This is a genomic window from Novosphingobium sp. Chol11 (assembly GCF_900218065.1).
Taxonomy (GTDB): domain Bacteria; phylum Pseudomonadota; class Alphaproteobacteria; order Sphingomonadales; family Sphingomonadaceae; genus Sphingobium; species Sphingobium agri.
On the sequence record NZ_OBMU01000001.1, the window covers coordinates 642,208 to 662,495 of the forward strand.

The window sequence follows — 20,288 nt, forward strand, 5'->3', positions numbered from 1 at the left end:
ATGCGCCTCGGGTCGCTCATCGAGGGGCTGGATGTGAAGCTCGACGCTGCGGTGCCGCTTGACGCCGCAGTGTCGGGCTTCGCGATCGATAATCGGAAGGTTGCGCCTGGCACGGTCTTCGGCGCCTTTCAGGGGCTTCGGGTGAATGGCGAGGACTTCATTGCCGATGCCGTGCGCGCCGGGGCCGTCGCAGTGGTCGCCCGGCCGGAAGCCAAGGTGGAGGGGGCGGCGCATATCGCGCATGACAATCCCCGTCGCCTCTTCGCGCTACTTGCGGCCCGCTATTTCGCGCCTTTTCCGGAGGTGACGGTCGCCGTCACCGGCACCAATGGCAAGACGTCTACGGTCGAGCTGGCCCGCCAGCTTTGGCGGATGCTTGGCCATCATTCGGCGTCTATCGGGACGCTGGGCGTCACCACCTCCGTCGATCAGGTATCGACCGGGCTGACGACGCCGGACATCGTCACCTTCCTTTCCAACATGTCCGGCCTGAAGCGTGAGGGCATCACCCACGCCGCCTTCGAGGCGTCGAGCCATGGCCTTGCGCAATATCGAACCGAGGGCCTGCCCGTGTCCGCGGCTGCCTTCACCAACCTGTCGCGCGATCATCTTGATTATCATGGCGACATGGACAGCTATTTCGATGCCAAGATGCGGCTGTTCGACGAGGTGGTCGCTCCCGACGGCGCGGCGGTCGTCTGGGCCGATGACTTATGGTCCGGCAAGGTTATCCAGCGAGCTACGAAGCGGGGGCTTCGTGTGCTGAGCGTCGGGGTGCAGGGGCAGGCATTGCGTCTTGCCAACCGCACCCCGACCCAGTTGGGCCAGACGCTGGAAATCGAGGTCGAGGGCAGGCTCTACAAGGTCAATCTGCCGCTGATTGGTGCCTATCAGGCCGCCAACGCCTTGACTGCCGCGGGGCTCGTCATCGCTGGCGGCGAGGATGCGGCGAAGGTCCTGGAACTGCTTGGCCGGGTACAGCCGGTTCGTGGTCGCCTGGAACGCGCGGTGATTACCAAGGCGGGTGCGCCCGTCTATGTCGATTACGCACATACCCCAGACGGCTTGCGGGCCGCCATCGAAGCGCTGCGGCCGCATACGCGCGGCAAGCTGATCGCACTGCTTGGCGCGGGCGGCGACCGTGATGCCGGCAAACGTCCGCAGATGGGCAAGGTGGCGGCCGAGTTGGCCGATCATGTCATCATCACTGACGACAATCCCCGGTCGGAGGATCCTTCCGCCATTCGCGCTGCCGTCATGGCTGGGGCATCAAGCGCCGAGGAAATCGGCGGCCGCCGCGCTGCCATCGCCGCAGCGATCGCGCAGGCCGGAGCCGATGACATCGTGCTGCTGGCAGGCAAGGGGCACGAACAGGGACAGATTATCGGCGACCGGGTGCTGCCCTTCGACGATGTCACCGTTGCCCGGGAGTGCGCGGGGTGAGCGACCTCTGGACCTCCGAGGAAATAGCGCAAGCCACAGGGGGCGTCGCTTCGGCGCCCTTCGCCGTTTCAGGTGTCGCCTTCGACAGCCGCGAAGTGACGGGCGGTGACCTGTTCGTCGCGATGAAGGGCGAGACGACGGATGGCCATTGCTTTATCGACAAGGCCTTTGGTCAAGGCGCGGCTGGGGCGATCGTCAGCGAACCGGTTTCGCAGCCTCATATCCTCGTTCCCGACAGTGCCGCCGCGCTGGAAGCATTGGGCCGCGCCTGCCGCGCGCGCATGCGGGGCAAGGTCGTCGGGGTGACGGGTTCGGTCGGCAAGACGGGAACCAAGGAAGCGCTGTTCCATGCGCTCGATCGCATCTGTCCGGATCAGGTGCATCGTTCGGTCAAGAGCTACAACAACCATGTCGGCGTGCCGCTCAGCCTTTCGCGCATGCCTCGTGCGTCGGCCTTCGGCGTGTTCGAGATGGGCATGAACCACGCAGGCGAGCTCGCGCAGCTGACGCGGCAAGTCCGGCCCCATGTCGCCATCGTCACTGCCATCGCCCCCGCGCATATCGAATTTTTCGGCACTGAAGAGAAGATCGCAGAGGCCAAGGCGGAGATATTCGAAGGGCTCGAGCCCGATGGCACCGCCGTCATTCCCTATGACAGTCCGCATGTAGCCACGCTCTACGCCAAGGCGGAACAGCATGCCGCCCGTATCCTGACCTTCGGTTTCGATGAAGAGGCGGATGTACGCGCGCGTGACATGGTTCCGGCGGCAAATGGCGGGACGTTGGTCACGGCCACGCTGCCCAGCGCCGAACTCTGCTTCACCGTGGGCGCGCCGGGTGAACATTGGGTGTCGAACGCACTGGCGGTGTTGGCGGCGGTCGAAGCATTGGGCGGCGATCTTGCGGCTGCGGGACTTGCGTTGGCCGAACTGCCGGGCCTGCCAGGGCGGGGCGAACGGCGGATGATTGCCGTTGCGGGCGGCGAAGCGCTGCTCATCGACGAAAGCTACAATGCCAATCCGCTCAGCATGGCTGCCACGCTCAAGCAGTTGGGCAAGGAAAACGCCAGCCGTCGCATTGCGGTGCTGGGCGGCATGCGCGAATTGGGCGATCGCAGCTACGAGCTGCACGCGGGGCTTGCCGGCTCCCTCGCAGCCGGGAAAGTCGATTATGCCATTCTGGTGGGCGATGAAATGACACCGCTGGCCGACACACTGCAGGGGCAGCGGTTGGCCTTTGCTCATGTGCCGGATACGGCGGCCGCCACCAATCTCATCCAGACGGAAATGCGCGCTGGCGACGCGATCCTGGTCAAGGGCTCGAACGGCATCGGCCTGTCGCGCCTGGTCGCCGCGCTTGGGGAACATAAGAACTAATGCTCTACTGGCTCGCCCAGACCATGGATTTTGCGGGGGTGTTCAACCTTGTCCGCTATTTGAGCTTTCGCGCGGGCGCGACGATCGCGACCGCGCTTATCATTGGCCTGCTCCTTGGCCCTCGGTTCATTGGTTGGCTGCGGGTGCGGCAGGGCAAGGGCCAGCCGATCCGCGATGATGGGCCGCAGAGCCATCTTGCCAAGCGCGGTACGCCGACCATGGGCGGCCTCATGATCCTCACGTCGATGATCACATCGGTGCTGCTCTGGATGGACCTGTCGTCCATCTATGTCTGGGCTTGCCTGTTCGTGACGCTGGGCTTCGGCGCGATCGGCTTTCTCGACGATTATGACAAGGTGACGAAGGCGAGCCACAAGGGGCTGTCAGGCAAGATGCGCCTTGCGTTCGAATTTCTGATTGCGGGCGTTGCGGCCTGGTTGATCGTCAACCAGCATGGCAACACGGCGCTCTATCTGCCCTTCTACAATGGGCCCGCGATCGAACTTGGCCCCTTCTATTTCCTTTTCGCAGCCTTTGTGATCGTGGCGTTTGGCAATGCCGTGAACCTAACCGATGGGCTCGATGGGCTGGCGACCATGCCGGTGATAATCGCCTGCATGGCCTTCATGGCGATCGTCTATCTCGTTGGTCGTGCCGACTTTGCCTCTTATCTCGGCATTCCGCATGTGCCGGGCGCGGGCAATCTCACCATATTGTGCGGCGCGATTATCGGGGCGGGTCTGGCCTTCCTCTGGTTCAACGCCCCGCCTGCCGCCGTCTTCATGGGCGACACTGGCAGCCTGGCGCTCGGCGGCACGATCGGCGTGATCGCGGTCACCGCGCATCATGAAATCGTGCTCGGCGTCATCGGCGGCCTGTTCGTCGTTGAAGCAATGAGCGTCATCATCCAGGTCTTCTTCTACAAGCGGACGGGCAAGCGGGTGTTCAAGATGGCGCCGATCCACCATCATTTCGAGCAGCTGGGCTGGGCCGAGCCGACGGTCGTGATCCGTTTCTGGATCATCTCCTTCGTGTTGGCGCTTGCCGGTCTTGCAACGCTGAAGCTGCGGTGAGCGATATGGCACTTACCTCTTCAGCCTTTGCTGGCAAAAGCTACGCCGTCCTGGGCCTAGCGCGGTCCGGCCTTGCCACCGTCGAAGCGCTGGTGGCGAGCGGGGCGCGAGTGGTCGCCTGGGACAATCGCGATGAAGCGCGCGCCGCTGTCGCTGATAAGGCTGAGTTGGCGGACCCGCTGGAGATCGACCTTGCCGGTTTCGACGGCGTGGTTGTTTCGCCGGGCGTCCCCCTCAACAAGCATCCAATCGCGATGCATGCGAAGCTCGCGGGCGTGCCGGTCATCGGCGATATCGAGCTGTTCGCACTGGCCCGTCCAACACTTCCTCCCCATCGCGTCGTCGGGATCACGGGCACCAATGGCAAGTCGACGACGACGGCGCTGGTGCACCACATTATCGAGGCGGCGGGCATTCCGACCCGGATGGGTGGCAATATCGGATTGCCGATCCTGGGACAGGAGCCATTGCCGGAAGGCGGCGTCTATGTGCTGGAACTATCAAGCTACCAGATCGACCTGACGCAGAGCCTGGACTGCGATGTCGCGGTGTTGCTCAACATCACGCCGGATCATCTTGATCGCTATAACGGCTTTGAAGGCTATGTGGCGTCCAAGGCGCGGCTATTTAGCATGCAGTCGCCCGGCCATGTCGCGGTGATTGCGACCGAAGATGAGCCGAGCCGGTCGATTGCCGCTCAGGCGGGCGCTCAGCGGGTCGAGGTAAGGGCCGACGACATCGATCCTGCGGAGCAGGCGCGATGGCCATCGCTTCAAGGGCCGCACAATGCGCAGAATGCTGCTGTCGCCATCGCGGTCGCCAAAGCGCTCGGCATTGACGAGGCGACGATCGAGGCCGCGCTGCAAAGCTATGCCAGCCTGCCCCACCGCATGCAGCGCGTTCGCGAACTGAATGGCGTCCTCTATGTCAATGACAGCAAGGCGACCAACCCTGCCTCCACAGCGCCTGCGCTCGCGGCCTATCCACCTGTCGACGGCCGGCAGCGTCTGCATTGGATCGTCGGCGGCCTTGCAAAGACGGACAATCTGGACGAATGCGCGCCATGGTTCGGCAATGTCGCTGCCGCTTACACCATCGGTGAAGCGGGCCATATGTTCGCTGATCTGCTGAAAGATCATATGGCGGTGGATGATAGCGAGATGCTATCGGCCGCCGTCCGCCGGGCCGCTCGCGTGGCACAGCCCGGCGACGTTGTGCTGCTTTCGCCAGCCTGTGCCAGTTTCGACCAATTCCGGGATTTCGAGGCGAGAGGCGATGCCTTCGTTGCCGCGGTCGCGGCGCTGGAAGAAGGGGGCGTGGACGGCTAAAGGCAGGGCAGGGGCGAAGAAGGGGCGACAGAAAAATGTTCAGGGCAGGCGAACTGGTGAAGGGGTTCAAGAACCGCACCGTTCCGCGCGAGCGTACGGCCCTGGCCATCTGGTTCTGGGAGATCGACCGCGTCCTCCTCTCGCTGATCGTCGCGCTGATGGCGATCGGCTTGGTTGCCGTCGCGGCGGCGTCCCCCGTCGCGGCGATCGATCGGTCGACCAGCAGCGTGTCGGTGACGCCGCTTATCTATTTCTACCGCCAGTTGATCTGGGTGTTCATCGGCCTGCCCATCATGCTCGTCATATCAATGCTGCCCCGGCAACAGGCGCGCCGGCTCGCCATATTCATGACGATCTTCTTTGCCTTGATGCTGCTGTGCGTGCCCATATTGGGATCGACCGTAAACGGCGCGCGGCGCTGGATCGACTTGCCCGGTTTCCGCTTTCAGCCGTCCGAGTTTTTGAAGCCGGTCTATGTCGTGACCATGGCTTGGCTTTTGTCTCTGCGCGGCAAGGACATGAGCTTGCCGGTCATCCCGCTGACGGGCGCCCTGACGCTGCTGATAGCGGCAATCCTGATGAAGCAGCCGGATTTCGGTCAGACGGTGATCTTCCTCGCCTGCTGGGGGTGCCTGCTTCTGCTCTCGGGCGTGTCCATGCGGTTCATCGGCGTGATGGGCGGGGTGGCGCTGGCGGGCCTGGTCGCCATGTACATGTTCTACGAAAACGGCCGTCAGCGCATCAACGACTTCCTTGGCATCGGCGTTGCGCAAGACACGGGGCCTGACCAGACGGAGCTGGCTTTCCGCACAATCACCCATGGGGGCTTCACCGGCGTGGGGCCGGGCGGTGGCCAGCAGAAATTCCGCCTGCCCGAAGCGCACACGGACTATATCTTCTCGGTAATCGGGGAAGAATTCGGGCTTCTCGCCTGCATCGGCATCGCCTGCGTCTATCTGGCGGTCATCGTCCGCGTGCTGCTGCGCATGCTCGACGAGGACGATAATTTCACGATCCTCGCCGCAGCAGGCCTCACCACGCAGTTCGGGTTGCAGGCGATCATCAACATGGGCGTCAATGCCCAGATATTTCCATCGAAGGGCATGACGCTGCCCTTTATCAGCTATGGCGGCTCCTCTATGCTGGCGCTTTGTATCGGGGTCGGCCTGCTGCTTGCGTTCACACGGCGCAATCCCTTCATGGGGCGGCATACCGTCGTCAAATGGAGTGGTCGATGAGCATTTCCCGTCACTTCGTCCTGGCCGCGGGTGGGACGGGTGGTCACATGATCCCGGCGCATGCCGTCGCCGAAGAGTTGATGGCGCGCGGCCATCATGTCGCGCTGGTCACCGACGAGCGTGGGGCGAAGATCCCGGGCATTTTCGATCGCGCGCAGGTCCATGTCCTCCCTGCCGGGCGCATGACGAAGAACCCGAAAAGCTGGCCGGGCGCGCTGAAAGCCATCCTTGCAGGCCGCGCCATGGCGCGTCGCCTCAACGAAACCTTTCGCCCCACCGCTGTCGTCGGCTTCGGCGGCTATCCCGCGATGCCTGCGCTGTTGGGCGCGCTGGCTGATGGCATCCCCACCGCCATCCATGAGCAGAACGCAGTCCTGGGCCGGGTGAACCGCCTGCTCGCGCGCCGCGTCGATGCGATCGCGACGGCTTATCCGAAGGTTGAGCGCCTGCGCGACAGATATGCGGGCAAGGTGCATCTGGTCGGCAATCCGGTCCGCGAGGAAGTCAAGGCGCTGCGGGATGAGGAATTTCCTGCACTGACGGATGAAAGCGTCTTCCGTGTGCTCGTCATCGGCGGCAGCCAGGGCGCCAGCATCCTTTCTTCCGTGGTGCCGGATGGCCTTGGCATGTTGCCGCTCAGCCTGCGCCGCCGGTTGCAGGTGACGCAGCAGTGCCGGGCGGAGGATATCGAGCGGGTGCGGCGCTTCTACGCGGAGCTAGAGATACCCGCTGACCTCGCGACCTATTTCAACGATGTGCCGGAAAAGCTGAGCTGGTCGCATCTTGTGATCGCCCGCGCTGGCGCATCGACGCTGGCGGAGCTGACCTGTGCGGGCCGTCCGGCCATCCTTGTCCCGCTGCCGAGCGCTATGGATGATCACCAGACGGCCAATGCCCGCGAAATGACGGAGGCAGGCGGCGCGCGGACGATAGCGCAGTCGCGTTTCACTGCCGTCGAACTCGCCAAGCAGATGCAGAAGATGGCGATGGAGCCCGGCGCGCTTCAGAACGCCGCCAAGCGCGCCAGAGCCTGCGGTCGCCCGAATGCCGCGCGCGACATGGCCGACCTGCTCGAAAGCATCGGCACTGCGCCGATCATGAACGATCCGCTCAAGGTCGGTCCGGTGCCGACGAGCTTGAACTTGCAGGGTGTTCCTGCATGAACATGAACCCCTCACGTCATCCCAGCGAAAGCTGGAATCTCATTCCTTCTCGCGCCGTCGCTCCCAAGGGACCGGGAGGCGGTGCTGTTCGCATTCTGGAGACTATCGCATGAAGGGTGTCGGCACCGACATCGGCACGATCCATTTCATCGGCATTGGCGGCATCGGCATGTCCGGCATCGCCGAGGTGATGCACAATCTGGGTTACAAGGTTCAGGGTTCCGACGTCGCCGAGGGCTATGTCGTTGAAGGGCTGCGCAAGAAGGGCATCGACGTGATGATCGGCCATAAGGCTGAAAATCTGGGCGACGCCGCCGTGGTCGTGACGTCCACCGCGATCAAGAAGGGCAACCCGGAAGTCGATCTGGCGCTGGAACGCCGCGTTCCCGTGATCCGCCGCGCGGAAATGCTTGCCGAACTGATGCGTCTCAAATCCACCGTCGCGGTCGCAGGGACCCATGGCAAGACCACGACGACATCGATGGTCGCGGCCTTGCTCGACGCGGGCGGAGTTGATCCGACTGTGATCAATGGCGGCATCATCAACAGCTATGGCTCGAACGCGCGCCTCGGCAAAAGCGACTGGATGGTGGTCGAGGCAGACGAGAGCGACGGCAGCTTCCTGCGCCTCGACGGTACGCTCGCGGTCGTCACCAACATTGATCCCGAGCATCTCGACCATTATGGCAGCTTCGAGAAGGTGAAGGACGCCTTTGTCGAGTTTGTCGAAAATGTGCCCTTCTACGGCGCGGCGATGCTCTGTCTCGATCATCCGGAAGTGCAGGCGATCCTGCCGCGCGTGCAGGACCGGCGCATCGTCACCTATGGCTTTTCGGCGCAGGCGGACATTCGCGGCGAGAATGTTCAGCCGATCCCCGGCGGCAATCGCTTTGATGTGCAGATCCGCGAGCGGGACGGTTCTCTCCGCCGCATCGAGGGCATCGAAATGCCGATGCCGGGGCGGCACAATGTGCTGAACGCCATGGCCGCAATCGGCGTGGCATTGCAGATGGGCATCGATGACGCGACGATTCAGACCGGCTTTGCAAAGTTCGGGGGCGTGAAGCGTCGCTTCACCAAGGTTGGGGAGATACCGGCGGGGCAGGGGGTCGCGACGGTGATAGACGATTATGGCCACCACCCGGTCGAGATCAAGGCCGTGCTGGCGGCCGCGCGCGAGGGAGCCAAGGGCCGCGTCATCGCTGTGGTGCAGCCGCACCGTTACACCCGGCTTCGCGACTTGATGGACGAGTTCCAGCAGGCGTTCAACGATGCCGACATCGTCTATGCCGCCCCGGTCTATCCGGCGGGCGAGCAGCCGATCGAGGGCGTGGACAGCGCTGAACTGGTAGCGGGCTTGAAGCGGCGCGGACATCGTTCGGCCGCCACCGTTGAGGGCGCGGACGATCTTGCCCGCGTCATCGCCAGCGATGTTCAGGCCGATGACATGATCATCTGCCTGGGCGCGGGCGATATCACCAAATGGGCTGCGGGCCTGGCTCCGGCTATCGCAGCCAAAGAAGCGGCATGATGGCGCAGTTGGACCGATCTTCTGCATGGAAAGCGCTGGGGTGACCACGGCGTTGGCCTCCCTTCCTCCGGTTCGCGGGTCATTGAAGGCTGGCGCTTCGCTGGCTCCGCTCGTCTGGTTCAAGGCGGGCGGTGCGGCGCAATGGCTGTTCGAACCCAAGGATGCAGAAGATCTGTCGGATTTTCTGGCGCATCTCGACCCCGCGATACCGGTGATGGCGCTCGGCCTCGGCTCCAACCTGATCGTGCGGGACGGCGGCGTTCCCGGCGTCGTCGTGCGTCTGGGCAAGCCCTTCGCGAAGGTCGAGCAAGCCGACGCCACTACGCTCCGCTGTGGGGGAGGGGCGTCGGGCATCCTGGTTTCCTCGACCGCGCGGGATGCTGGCATCGCAGGGATGGAGTTCCTGCGCTCGATCCCGGGCACGGTCGGCGGTTTCGTGCGGATGAATGGCGGCGCTTATGGGCGCGAGACATGCGATATTCTGGTCGAATGCGACGTCATACTGCGCTCTGGTGATCGGGTGACGCTGCCGCTCGATGCCTTGGGCTATACTTACCGTCACAGCAGCCTGCCCGAAGGCGCGGTCGTGGTCAGCGCCTTGTTCCGGGGCGTTCCCGGCGAGCCTGCCGAGATTCAGACGGAAATGGACCGGATCGCCGCGGCGCGCGAGGAAAGCCAGCCGCTCCGCAGCAAGACCGGTGGATCGACATTCAAGAATCCCGAAGGCCATAAGGCTTGGGCGCTGGTCGATGAGGCCGGCTGCCGGGGGCTGCAACTGGGCGGGGCGCAGGTTTCGCAAAAGCATACCAATTTCCTCCTCAACCTGGGCGACGCCAGCAGCGCCGACATCGAAGCGCTGGGTGAGGAAGTCCGCCGCCGGGTGAAGGCAAAGAGCGGCATCGAACTTGAATGGGAAATCCAGCGGGTGGGAGTGAAGAGGTGATGCTCTCCACCCTCATGTCACCTCAGCAAAAGCTGGGTTCTCGCTTTCTTTACAAGACCAACCAGATCCCAGCTTCCGCTGGGATGACGGAGATAATGGAATGACCCGTGGCCCCTGGCATGTCGCCGTTCTCATGGGAGGCTGGTCCGCCGAGCGCCCGGTATCGCTGATGAGCGGCGAGGGCGTAGCCAAGGCGTTGGAATCGCGCGGGCACAAGGTCACGCGGATCGATATGGATCGCAACGTTGCTGCCCGGCTTGCCGAAGCCAAGGCCGATGTCGTGTTCAACGCGCTCCATGGTGTTCCGGGGGAAGACGGGACGGTTCAAGGCATGATGGACCTGATGGGGCTCACTTACACCCATTCGGGTCTCGCCACCTCCGTCATCGCGATCGACAAGCAGCTGACGAAGCAGGCGCTGGTGCCTCATGGCATTCCGATGCCCGGCGGTCATATCGTCGACAGCGCCAGCCTGTTCGAAGCCGATCCCCTGCCGCGCCCCTATGTGGTGAAACCCGTCAATGAAGGCAGCTCCGTCGGCGTCGCCATCGTCACTCAGGATGGTAACTATGGTTCGCCCATCGGCCGTGACGTAGAAGGGCCTTGGCAGCATTTCGATCAGCTGCTTGCCGAACCCTATATTCGCGGGCGCGAACTGACGACAGCCGTTTTGGGTGGCGAGGCGCTGCTGGTGACGGAACTGCGCCCCAAGAGCGGCTTCTATGATTTCGACGCCAAATATACGGACGGCATGACAGAGCATGTCTGCCCGGCCGAAATCCCGAACGAGATCGGTGAAGCCTGCAAGGCCATCGCCCTTCGCGCGCATCAGCTTCTGGGCTGCAAGGGGGCTTCGCGGTCCGATTTCCGCTGGGACGACACGCAGGGGGTGGATGGACTCTACCTGCTGGAGGTGAACACGCAGCCCGGCATGACACCGCTCAGCCTCGTGCCCGAGCAGGCGGCGAAACTGGGCATTGACTATGCCGAGCTGGTCGAGCGTATTGTCGAGGATGCGCTGACGCAGAAACAGGGCGCAAAGGGGGCAGGGCATGGCTGAAGCACGCATCCGGCGCGGAGGGACGGCGCGACTGACGCGGACGACCGGACCGCGCGGCCGCACCGGCCCCGGCCGGGGAAAGCCAGGCAAGCGCCGCTCCTGGTTCGGCCGTATGCTGCACGCGCTGCCGGTCAGCGACGACACGCTTCAGCGCATGGCGAGCTGGGCGATCGTCGGTATCGTCGTCATCGCACTTGGTGGCATCGCCATGCTGATGGGCGTCCCCGCCACGGCCGGGCAGAAGGCAGCCGAAGTCGCCGCCAGCGCCGGGTTCGAGGTGCAGAAGGTCGAAGTGCGCGGCGTCGAGCGCATGGACGAGCTGCCGGTCTATAATATCGCGCTCGGCCAGGTGGACCGCTCCATGCTGTCGCTCGACCTGCCCAAGGTTCGCGATGAAATGCTGAAGCTCGGCTGGGTCAAGGACGCGCGCATTTCGCGGCGCCTGCCCGACACTTTGGTGGTCGATATCGTCGAGCGCGACCCGGTGGCGGTCTGGCAGCATGACGGGCAATTGCACCTCATCGACGTGCAGGGAGTCGTGCTTCAGTCCGTATCCACCGACGCGATGCCGGACCTGCCGCTGGTCGTCGGCCCCGATGCCAATCGCCAGACTGCGGGCCTCAACAAGCTGATGGAAAATGCGCCCGCGCTGAAACCCATGCTGGCTGGTGCGACCTGGGTCGGGAACCGTCGCTGGGACTTGCGCTTTCAGTCGGGTGAAACGCTTTCGCTGCCTGAGGGAGACAGGGCCTCTGCAACCGCGCTGGTCAATTTCGCGCGCATGGATGGCGTCAACCGCCTGCTCGGGCGCGGCATCGTGAAGTTCGACATGCGCGACCCTGACCGCTTCGTGCTCCGGCTCCCGCAAAATCAGGTGAACGACAAGGCTGCGGCGAGCGCCGAGGCCGAGCCTCAGGGCGAGGAAGGCTGACGCGCATGGCCCAGCCCAAGGTCGACAAGCTCGTCACCGCAATCGACATTGGATCGTGGAAGGTTTCGGCCCTCATCGCAGGCCGGACCGAGACGGGCGAACTGGCGATATTGGGGACCGGCCAACGGGAAAGCCGTGGTGTCCGGCGCGGCTTTATCGCCGATATGGAGCGCACCGAATTGGCCGTGCGCGAAACCGTCGAGCAGGCAGAGCGGGTGGCGGGCACCAACATCGAGGATGTGTGGGTCAGCTTTTCCGGCGGCAGCCTGGTCAGCGACGTGGTGACGGTCGAGCGCGACATGGGCGGCTATCGCGTCGAACAGGCCGACATCGACGATCTGCTTGCGACAGGGCAGCAGGGGATCGATCCCGATGGGCGCGTCGTGCTGCATGCCCAGCCCACTTGCTTCACTATCAATGGCAAGGTGCCCGTCAAGAAGCCGCTCGGCATGCATGCCGACTTGCTGGGCGTGGATATCCATGTTGTGCTGGCCGATGGCGCGCCGCTCGCCAATCTCGATCTGTGCGTGCGGGGAGCCTATCTCAACGTCAATTCGATCGTCGCCTCGCCGATCGCGACGGGTCTCGCCTGCCTTTCTGAAGAAGAGCGTGATCTGGGTGTCGCGCTGGTGGAACTTGGCGCGGGCGTGACCAACGTATCCCTCTACGCGGGCGGCATGCTGGTCGGCCTGCACAGCATACCTATCGGCGCGTCCGACATCACGGACGATATCGCGTCGGCCTTCGGCATCCGCCGCAGCCAGGCTGAGCGGATCAAATGCTTCTACGGGTCGGCGATGCAAAACCGCCGGGACTTCCGCGAAATGATCGAGATCGCGCCCCCGCATGGCGATGTCGCCGTGCCGGGACAGAGCGCAGGGCCGAACGCTGACGGTGGCAAAATCACACGCGCTGCGCTGGTCGCCGTCATCTGCGAACGGCTGAACCAGTTGATGACGGAAATCAACGCGGCGCTTGCGGGCATGGGCTTCAATACGCCTACGGGACGCCAGGTGGTGCTGACCGGCGGCGGCGCGGAGATGAAGGGCATTGCCGATTATGCGCAGGGCGCGTTGGGCCGCGCCGTCCGCATCGGCAGGCCGCGTGGCCTTGCCGCTCTGCCGGAGGCGCATAGCGGCCCCGCTTTCGCTACGCTCGCCGGACTAGCGCTTTACGGCGCATCGAACCCGGTTGATCTTAGAACGATAGCGCCTGCGCCACAGACCGTTCATCGTGTCAACGCGCCGCAATGGTGGCAGCGCATGGTGCGGGCGATGAAGACGAACTATTGAACAAATCTAAAGCCAGACGAAATTTGCTAGTGAAATACGCTATTTTCTGTTGCATTAACTTTCGATGACAGTTTCGCTCATGTCGCCGAAGCTGGAGGGAGCTAGAATTTATGAGCATTGAGATCAGCCCGCCGCATGTAGACGAGTTGAAGCCTCGCATCGCGGTGATCGGCGTCGGCGGCGCGGGCGGCAACGCCATCGCGAACATGATCGCCGCGTCGGTTGAGGGCGTGGATTTCATCGTCGCCAATACCGACGCGCAGGCGCTGAACGCCTCGCCGGCCGAGCGGCGCATTCAGCTCGGGCCGCAAATCACCGAAGGTCTTGGTGCTGGTTCGCGCCCTGAAATCGGCAAGGCTGCTGCTGAAGAAACGATCACCTCGGTCGAAGAGGCGCTGAATGGAGCGCATATGTGCTTCATCGCCGCTGGCATGGGCGGCGGCACCGGCACCGGCGCTGCGCCTGTCATTGCGAAGGCTGCGCGTGAACGGGGCATCCTGACCGTCGGCGTCGTGACGAAGCCTTTCACCTTCGAGGGCAATCGTCGCATGAAATCGGCGGAGAGCGGGATCGAGGAGCTGCAGAAGCATGTCGATACCCTCATCGTCATCCCGAACCAGAATCTGTTCCTGATCGCGAACCCCAACACCACCTTCAAGGAAGCCTTCCAGATGGCTGACGAGGTGCTACAGCAGGGCGTTCGCGGCATCACCGACCTCATGGTGATGCCGGGCCTCATCAACCTCGACTTCGCGGACGTCCGCTCGGTGATGGGCGAGATGGGCAAGGCGATGATGGGCACGGGCGAAGCCGAAGGCGACGGCCGCGCGCTTCAGGCGGCGGAAAAGGCGATCGCCAACCCGTTGCTCGACGGCGTGTCGATGCGCGGCGCGAAGGGCGTCATCGTGTCCATCGTCGGTGGCGACGACATGCGCCTGATGGAAGTCGACGAAGCCGCGAACCATATCCGCGAGCTGGTCGACCCGGATGCGAACATCATCTGGGGTTCGGCCTTCAACGATGGCCTTAACGGCAAGATCCGCGTCTCGGTCGTAGCGACTGGCATCGACAGCGAGGCCACGGGTGCCGCTGCTCCGCTGACCCAGCCGTTCAGTTTCGCGAGCCGTCCCGCTGTCGCTGTTCCTGCTGCTGCCTCGCGGCCGGTGCCGCAGGCCGCTCCGGCTGCAGCACCTGAGCCCGAGCCGGAAACGCTGGAACTGGATGTTCCGGCGGCTCCAGCGCCCGCGCCCATTCCGGCTCCGGTCGAAGAGCGGGCGGCTGCTCCTGCTCCCAAGCCTGCTGCTGCCGCGCCTGCGCGGCCAGCCGCCGTATTTTCGGATGAAGACCCGTCGCAGGATGAACTACTGCTCGGCGCCGAGGAAGCCGAAGCGCAGCCTGCTCCCGCCCCTGCTCCCGCACCTCAGGCTGCGCCCCGCGTCGCTTCGGGCGGGACTTTGTTCGAACGCATGGCCGGTCTTACCCGGGGTTCCGACAAGAATGCTGGCCTCAGCGATGATGCGGCATCGACGCCGGACATCCCGCGCTTCCTCAACCGCCAGAGCAACCAGTAAGAAGGCGGGTCGAAGCTCGATTTGATATGAAAGCGCGCCATCGGCTGCATCGGGCGGCCGGGCGCGCTTTTTACTTCGATAAATTTCCCATTCACCCATCGATCCGGTAAAGGGCTAGTGTGAAACGCTCAGCTTTATGGATCCTTGGCGGCCTGCTTGTTGCGGGAACCGCGCAGGCACAGCCCGCTCAAATCCAACCGCTCCGCCCCTCGGGCGCTGAAAATCTCAGCCGCAACCTGTCCCGTCTGGCATCCAATCCGCGCGATGTTGATGCGCTGATCGGGGCAGGTGAGGCGGCGATCGACATGGATGACACCCGGGCCGCCGCAGGCTTCTTCGCGCGCGCCGATGCAATCCAGCCCAATAATGGACGAGTGAAGGCGGGGCTCGGACGAGTAGCGCTCAAGGCGCAGAACCCTGCCGAAGCGCTTCGCCTGTTCGATCAGGCAACCCGCCTTGGCTTTGGCGAGGCAACGCTGCTCGGAGATCGAGGGCTTGCGCGCGACATGACCGGTGATCAGGCCGGAGCGCAGCAGGATTATCAGGCGGCGCTCAAGCGTGCTCCGGCAGATCCGGATCTTATCTACCGCTATGCCGCGTCGCTCGGTATTTCGGGCCAGGTTGATGCGGCCGAGAAGGTGCTTCAGCCGCTGCTTTACAAGAGTGACCGCGTTGCATGGCGTTATCGCGCTTTCATCCTGGCCATGAACAACAAGCAGGCCGATGCGCGAAAGATCGCCAGCCAGACTTTGCCAGCGCAGCTCGCATCTGCGCTCACGCCTTACATGGAGAAGATGCCTTATCTGACTCCCGCGCAAAAAGCTGCGGCGGTGCATTTCGGTCATTTCCCGACCAGCGTCGGCACATCCTTGGCAGCTGCAACTCCCAAGGCGGCGCCCGCGCCTGCGCCGATGGCTGCACCGGCGCCAAGGTCAACTCCGGCTCCAGCCCAGGCCGTGCCGTCCACTGCCGGGCGACCAGCGATGCCCGTACCGCGCGCGCCAACGCAACAGCCGGGCAGGCCTTCCTTCACGGCAACGCCCTCACCGCCTCAACCCTCCGCAACAGTTGCCCGTCCCGTTCCAGCCAATCCTGCGCCATCCACCTTCGCGCAGACATCGACGGAAACGCGCCCGGCACAGGTGCAGGGGCCGCCTGCGCCGTTGTCCGCTCCTGTCGCTCGCCCGGCTGTTTCGCCTGCACCGCAAAACCCGCCCAGTGCGGCGACGCCAGCGCCAACATCCGCGCCAACGCCACAACCGCCCGCTGTTGCGCCAGCGCCGCGTCCGCAACCCAATCCGGAAGCGACACGGACTTTGGCCGACATCATCCACGCCATCGATGTTCCTGCGTCGGAACGCCAGGTGAGCGTGGCAGCGGTCGATCTTTCCGAAGTCGAAGCGCTTCAGGCGGCGCGCCGTGCGGAGCGGCAGGCGGCAGCGGACAAGGCGAAGAAGGCGGCCGCCGCAGCCAAGGAAAAGGCTGATGCAGCGGCAAAGGCCAAGGCGAAAGCGGAAGCGGATGCCAAGGCGAAGAAAGCGGCCGAGGAAAAAGCGCGGCTTGCCGCCAATCCGGCACGCAGCTGGGTGCAGATCGGCACGGGCGCGGATCGCAGCGCCCTTGGCTTCACGCTCAAGAGCCTTCGCCGCAAATATGATGATGTGAAGCCGCAGGATGGCTGGGTGGCCAGCTGGGGCCGCACCAACCGCCTGTTGATCGGCCCATTTGCCAGCTTCACCCGCGCCAAGGCGGTGGAGGCCAAGCTGAAATCCGCCGGTGCTGACGCCTTCGCGTGGCAAAGCGACGCGGGCGAGGTGGTCGAACGGCTGGGAGGGAAGTAAGGGCGTCCCCATGACGACCCTTGCCCCTTATGCTTCGCACCCCAGCCGCAGCCGCGGCCGCCTGCATCCTGAACCTGGCGGCGAATTGCGTGGCCCGCGCGACATCTTTCAGCGGGATCGTGATCGCATCATTCACTCGATCGCCTTTCGAAGGTTGCGGCACAAGACGCAGGTGTTCGTTTCCCCGGATGGCGACCATTTCCGCGTCCGCCTGACCCACAGTCTGGAAGTCGCGCAAATCGGCCGGACAACGGCGCGCACCCTCGGCCTCAATGAGGATCTGACCGAAGCGCTGTGCCTTGCCCATGACATAGGCCATCCTCCCTTCGGTCATGCGGGTGAGGAGGCGCTGGAAGCGGCCCTGGAGGATCATGGCGGTTTCGACCACAATGCGCACACCCTCCGCACGCTCATGCTGCTGGAGTCGCCCTATCCCTGTTTCGCCGGGCTCAACCTCAGCTGGGAAATGCTGGAAGGGCTCGCCAAGCATAATGGCCCGGTCGATTATCCCGGTTGGGCAATGCGGGAAGTGGATGGGCTATTTCCGTTGGAACTGTCCTCCCACGCCTCGCTGGAGGCGCAGTTGGCCGCGATTGCCGACGATATCGCCTATGACAATCACGACATCGACGATGGCCTGCGCGCTGGCTTGCTGACGCTCGAGCAACTGATGGAGGTCGCGGTCGTCAGGCATTGCTGGGAGAGGGTGCGTGCGCGCTATCCTGATATTCCGCAGGAACGCCTGCTGCGCGAGTTGGTGCGTGAACAGATTGGCCTCATGGCGAATGACCTCATCGCGTCCACCCGCCGGAACATCGCGGACGAACGCATCGAAACGGTCGAGGATGTGCGCAACGCCGGACGCGCGCTCGTCTGCTTCTCCCCCGAACTGGCGGCGCAGGAACGTGAACTGAAGCGCTTCATGTACGCTTCGCTCTATCATCATCCATCCCAACTGGCCGCCGCCGACCGCGCCCGCATCATCGTGCGGGATCTGTTCCGCGCCTATCAACAGGAGCCGCAGCTGATGCCAGCCGAGTGGCAGGATGATCGCCTGCTCGATGAGCCGCGCCGGAGCAGGCACATCGGCGATTTCATCGCTGGCATGACTGATCGCTACGCGGAAAAGCGGCATGCGGAGATTTTCGGAGAAGTGGCGCTCGCCTGAAGAGCCGGTTGCGCTGGCCCTGAACGCGCCCTAGCCTTTGCCATATGGCCCTTCATCCGCAGATAGCCGCCCTTGCGGCACAACTCGAAGATCTCGCCGCATTTCTGCGCAGCCGGGGTGATCGCAAATGGTCGGGCAGGGTGGAGCTATGCGCCCATCTGGTGGCGGACTCCAATTTCACCGGCGTCGACCATTTCCTGCGCCTGTTCGAAGGCGATGACAGCCTGGCGCATCTCGTCCTGGGCGACCCGGCAAGTGACAATCGTCTCGACGAGCTGCGCAAGGTGACCCGTGCATTGGCGCAACGGTTGGCGCGCGAAGAAGGTGCAGCCGATTGAGCAATTGACGGCGCACGTCATTTCCCGCAATGCAACGGGGTCACCGGCGCCCGACAGATTCGGGTCCGGACATGATGCGGGAGAGCATGGGAAGCCTTTCAGGCCACCCCGTCGCCGAAGGAGCAACCGCCCCGGAATCTCTCAGGCCAAAGGACCGCATCATGGGCAGGCACTCTGGAAAGCGGACGGTTCGCGCCGTCCCACCGAAGGGGTAAGCCATCCGGCCGCGCGGCTGGTGGTCAAAGCTCTCAGGTTCCGTGACAGAGGGGGTGGCAGACGTCACGAGTCCGTCTCCGGACCCACGCGTTTGTCGCCATATCCTTGCCACGAAAGGCCGCTCTCATGTCCGGCAATGACGACATCGCCCATATCGAAGAAGAATTGCCGCTGCAGGACCTGCCGCTCGATACCTGGCATCGTGCGCGAGGCGCGCGGATGGTCGGCTTTGCGGGCTATCACATGCCGATCCAATATGAAGGCATCATGGCCGAACATGGCTGGGTCCGCGAGCATGCCGGGCTGTTCGATGTCAGCCATATGGGTCAGCTCACCTTCTCCGGTGACGGCGTGGACGAAGCGCTGGAATATCTGCTGCCGAGCGATATCAAGGGGCTGAAGCCTTTCCGCCAGCGTTATTCGATGCTGCTTGATGAAGAAGGCGGCATTCTGGACGACCTCATGGTCTCTCGCCTGGGCGCGGGCGCGTTCGACGGTGCGGACATCTACATGGTCGTCAACGGCGCGACCAAATATGACGACATTGGCTGGATGATCGAGCATCTGCCGGACGAGGTCGTCATGAACCATATGGACGAGCAGGCGCTGCTCGCCCTTCAGGGTCCTGAGGCAGGCGAGGCGCTGGCCAGCCTGATCCCCGAAACAGGCGATCTTGTTTTCATGCAGTCGGGTCTTTTCACCTGGCGCGGCGTCCCACTGTGGATCAGCCGGTCGGGCTACACGGGGGAGGACGGCTTTGAGATCAGCGTGCCCGCAGACAGCGCTGCGCTGCTGGCGGACGCTCTGTGCACTTTGCCGCAAGTGAAGCCGATCGGCCTTGGCGCGCGGGATTCCCTGCGGCTTGAGGCCGGGCTTCCGCTCTACGGCCACGACCTGACACCCGCCGTCAGCACGATCGGCGCGGATCTTGGCTTCGCCATCCAGAAGCGCCGCCGCGAGGAGGGCGGGTTCATCGGCCATGCGCGCGTGATGAAGGAACTGGCCGATGGCCCAGGTTCGAAGCGCGTGGGATTGAAGATCGAAGGTCGCCTGCCGGTTCGCGAAGGCGCGCCGATCTTTGCTGACGGGATCAGGGTGGGAGAGGTGACCTCCGGTGGTTTTGCGCCGACCGTTGGCGCTCCCATCGCCATGGGCTGGGTGAGCTTGCCCCACAGCGCGATCGACACCGCATTGGAGATCGAAGTGCGTGGCAAGCGCGTGGCGGCGACCGTAGCGCCCATGCCGTTCGTGCCACACCGCTACCGCCGCAAGGCCTGATTTCCTGATTTTATGGTCAAGCAAGCACTCCGAGGGGAGCAGTAAGATGAGCCGTTACTTCACCGACGAACATGAATGGATCGACGTAGAGGGCGAAATCGCCACGGTCGGCATCACGGACTATGCGCAGGAACAGCTGGGCGACATCGTATTCGTGGAGTTGCCTGCCGAAGGCACGACCTTCGAAAAGGGCGATGATGCGGCCGTCGTGGAATCGGTCAAAGCTGCGTCTGACGTCTATGCGCCGATTTCGGGCGAGGTCGTGGAAACCAACGGCGCGCTGGAAGACGAGCCCGCCCTGGTCAACAGCGATGCGGAAGAAGATGGCTGGTTCTTCAAGCTGCGCGTGACGGATGCGAGCGAGCTCGAAGGCCTGATGAACGAAGCCGCCTACAAGAAGTTCGTGGCTTCCCTTTGAGCAATATTCCCCTCCCGCTTGGGGGAGGGGTTTGGGGGAGGGCGAGTGTTGCCGTCTCCTCAACAAACCGTCCCCCCGGC

17 protein-coding genes and 1 riboswitch are annotated in these 20,288 nt (G+C 63.8%); all 17 genes read left to right on the forward strand.

The window, feature by feature from the left end; genetic code table 11:
• The 17 genes from NCHOL11_RS03230 (at nucleotide 1) to gcvH (ending at nucleotide 20,208) form a co-directional block, all read left to right on the forward strand.
• Entirely contained in the window at nucleotides 1–1,443 is a 1,443-nt protein-coding gene (locus NCHOL11_RS03230) for a UDP-N-acetylmuramoyl-L-alanyl-D-glutamate--2,6-diaminopimelate ligase (RefSeq protein ID WP_097091044.1), read from the forward strand.
• Nucleotides 1,440–2,819 carry a UDP-N-acetylmuramoyl-tripeptide--D-alanyl-D-alanine ligase gene (locus NCHOL11_RS03235; protein WP_097092691.1) on the forward strand — a complete coding sequence of 460 codons (1,380 nt, stop codon included), beginning with the start codon at nucleotides 1,440–1,442 and terminating at the stop codon, nucleotides 2,817–2,819. Before NCHOL11_RS03230 ends, NCHOL11_RS03235 begins: the two co-directional genes overlap by 4 nt.
• A complete protein-coding gene (gene mraY / locus NCHOL11_RS03240) occupies nucleotides 2,819–3,892 on the forward strand; it encodes a phospho-N-acetylmuramoyl-pentapeptide-transferase (RefSeq protein ID WP_097091045.1) in 1,074 nt (357 codons plus the stop codon). Before NCHOL11_RS03235 ends, mraY begins: the two co-directional genes overlap by 1 nt.
• Nucleotides 3,893–3,897: 5 nt before the next feature.
• Nucleotides 3,898–5,220 carry a UDP-N-acetylmuramoyl-L-alanine--D-glutamate ligase gene (gene murD, locus NCHOL11_RS03245; RefSeq protein ID WP_097091046.1) on the forward strand — a complete coding sequence of 441 codons (1,323 nt, stop codon included), beginning with the start codon at nucleotides 3,898–3,900 and terminating at the stop codon, nucleotides 5,218–5,220.
• 35 nt (nucleotides 5,221–5,255) lie between these two features.
• Nucleotides 5,256–6,458: an FtsW/RodA/SpoVE family cell cycle protein gene (locus NCHOL11_RS03250; RefSeq protein WP_097091047.1), complete on the forward strand. Its 1,203-nt coding sequence runs from the start codon at nucleotides 5,256–5,258 to the stop codon at nucleotides 6,456–6,458.
• Nucleotides 6,455–7,621 carry an undecaprenyldiphospho-muramoylpentapeptide beta-N-acetylglucosaminyltransferase gene (gene murG / locus NCHOL11_RS03255; protein WP_097091048.1) on the forward strand — a complete coding sequence of 389 codons (1,167 nt, stop codon included), beginning with the start codon at nucleotides 6,455–6,457 and terminating at the stop codon, nucleotides 7,619–7,621. The genes NCHOL11_RS03250 and murG overlap by 4 nt, the downstream gene beginning before the upstream one ends.
• A gap of 109 nt (nucleotides 7,622–7,730) precedes the next feature.
• Nucleotides 7,731–9,152 (forward strand): UDP-N-acetylmuramate--L-alanine ligase, encoded by a 1,422-nt coding sequence (gene murC / locus NCHOL11_RS03260; RefSeq protein ID WP_097091049.1) that lies wholly within the window; start codon nucleotides 7,731–7,733, stop codon nucleotides 9,150–9,152.
• 25 nt (nucleotides 9,153–9,177) lie between these two features.
• Nucleotides 9,178–10,095, forward strand: coding sequence for a UDP-N-acetylmuramate dehydrogenase (gene murB, locus NCHOL11_RS03265; RefSeq protein ID WP_176502169.1), 918 nt, complete (start codon nucleotides 9,178–9,180; stop codon nucleotides 10,093–10,095).
• Nucleotides 10,096–10,195: 100 nt separating this feature from the next.
• Nucleotides 10,196–11,155 carry a D-alanine--D-alanine ligase gene (locus NCHOL11_RS03270; protein ID WP_097091050.1) on the forward strand — a complete coding sequence of 320 codons (960 nt, stop codon included), beginning with the start codon at nucleotides 10,196–10,198 and terminating at the stop codon, nucleotides 11,153–11,155.
• On the forward strand, nucleotides 11,148–12,086 hold the full coding sequence (locus NCHOL11_RS03275) for a cell division protein FtsQ/DivIB (protein WP_097091051.1): 939 nt from the start codon (nucleotides 11,148–11,150) through the stop codon (nucleotides 12,084–12,086). The genes NCHOL11_RS03270 and NCHOL11_RS03275 overlap by 8 nt, the downstream gene beginning before the upstream one ends.
• 5 nt (nucleotides 12,087–12,091) lie before the next feature.
• Nucleotides 12,092–13,378 (forward strand): cell division protein FtsA, encoded by a 1,287-nt coding sequence (gene ftsA, locus NCHOL11_RS03280; RefSeq protein ID WP_097091052.1) that lies wholly within the window; start codon nucleotides 12,092–12,094, stop codon nucleotides 13,376–13,378.
• 110 nt (nucleotides 13,379–13,488) lie between these two features.
• Nucleotides 13,489–14,949 (forward strand): cell division protein FtsZ, encoded by a 1,461-nt coding sequence (ftsZ, locus tag NCHOL11_RS03285; RefSeq protein WP_097091053.1) that lies wholly within the window; start codon nucleotides 13,489–13,491, stop codon nucleotides 14,947–14,949.
• 119 nt (nucleotides 14,950–15,068) lie between these two features.
• A complete protein-coding gene (locus NCHOL11_RS03290) occupies nucleotides 15,069–16,790 on the forward strand; it encodes an SPOR domain-containing protein (protein ID WP_097091054.1) in 1,722 nt (573 codons plus the stop codon).
• A 10-nt stretch (nucleotides 16,791–16,800) separates the two neighbouring features.
• Nucleotides 16,801–17,958 (forward strand): deoxyguanosinetriphosphate triphosphohydrolase, encoded by a 1,158-nt coding sequence (locus NCHOL11_RS03295; RefSeq protein WP_097091055.1) that lies wholly within the window; start codon nucleotides 16,801–16,803, stop codon nucleotides 17,956–17,958.
• Between the two features lie 44 nt (nucleotides 17,959–18,002).
• Nucleotides 18,003–18,296, forward strand: coding sequence for a hypothetical protein (locus tag NCHOL11_RS03300; RefSeq protein ID WP_097091056.1), 294 nt, complete (start codon nucleotides 18,003–18,005; stop codon nucleotides 18,294–18,296).
• A gap of 67 nt (nucleotides 18,297–18,363) precedes the next feature.
• Nucleotides 18,364–18,463: riboswitch (glycine riboswitch) on the forward strand.
• A gap of 175 nt (nucleotides 18,464–18,638) precedes the next feature.
• Entirely contained in the window at nucleotides 18,639–19,790 is a 1,152-nt protein-coding gene (gcvT, locus tag NCHOL11_RS03305; protein ID WP_097091057.1) for a glycine cleavage system aminomethyltransferase GcvT, read from the forward strand.
• A gap of 46 nt (nucleotides 19,791–19,836) precedes the next feature.
• The gene (gcvH, locus tag NCHOL11_RS03310; protein WP_097091058.1) at nucleotides 19,837–20,208 is read left to right on the forward strand and encodes a glycine cleavage system protein GcvH; all 372 of its coding nucleotides are present in this window, start codon (nucleotides 19,837–19,839) and stop codon (nucleotides 20,206–20,208) included.
• Nucleotides 20,209–20,288 lie beyond the last annotated feature (80 nt).

Bases quoted from the DNA above. Each gene is read 5' to 3' on its own strand.
- murC (WP_097091049.1), top strand. From the start codon at position 7,731: ATGAAGGGTGTCGGCACCGACATCGGCACGATCCATTTCATCGGCATT.
- NCHOL11_RS03295 (WP_097091055.1), top strand. From the start codon at position 16,801: ATGACGACCCTTGCCCCTTATGCTTCGCACCCCAGCCGCAGCCGCGGC.
- NCHOL11_RS03250 (WP_097091047.1), top strand. From the start codon at position 5,256: ATGTTCAGGGCAGGCGAACTGGTGAAGGGGTTCAAGAACCGCACCGTT.
- murG (WP_097091048.1), top strand. From the start codon at position 6,455: ATGAGCATTTCCCGTCACTTCGTCCTGGCCGCGGGTGGGACGGGTGGT.
- murD (WP_097091046.1), top strand. From the start codon at position 3,898: ATGGCACTTACCTCTTCAGCCTTTGCTGGCAAAAGCTACGCCGTCCTG.
- NCHOL11_RS03270 (WP_097091050.1), top strand. From the start codon at position 10,196: ATGACCCGTGGCCCCTGGCATGTCGCCGTTCTCATGGGAGGCTGGTCC.
- murB (WP_176502169.1), top strand. From the start codon at position 9,178: ATGGAAAGCGCTGGGGTGACCACGGCGTTGGCCTCCCTTCCTCCGGTT.
- NCHOL11_RS03275 (WP_097091051.1), top strand. From the start codon at position 11,148: ATGGCTGAAGCACGCATCCGGCGCGGAGGGACGGCGCGACTGACGCGG.
- NCHOL11_RS03230 (WP_097091044.1), top strand. From the start codon at position 1: ATGCGCCTCGGGTCGCTCATCGAGGGGCTGGATGTGAAGCTCGACGCT.
- gcvH (WP_097091058.1), top strand. From the start codon at position 19,837: ATGAGCCGTTACTTCACCGACGAACATGAATGGATCGACGTAGAGGGC.
- ftsA (WP_097091052.1), top strand. From the start codon at position 12,092: ATGGCCCAGCCCAAGGTCGACAAGCTCGTCACCGCAATCGACATTGGA.
- gcvT (WP_097091057.1), top strand. From the start codon at position 18,639: ATGTCCGGCAATGACGACATCGCCCATATCGAAGAAGAATTGCCGCTG.
- mraY (WP_097091045.1), top strand. From the start codon at position 2,819: ATGCTCTACTGGCTCGCCCAGACCATGGATTTTGCGGGGGTGTTCAAC.
- NCHOL11_RS03300 (WP_097091056.1), top strand. From the start codon at position 18,003: ATGGCCCTTCATCCGCAGATAGCCGCCCTTGCGGCACAACTCGAAGAT.
- ftsZ (WP_097091053.1), top strand. From the start codon at position 13,489: ATGAGCATTGAGATCAGCCCGCCGCATGTAGACGAGTTGAAGCCTCGC.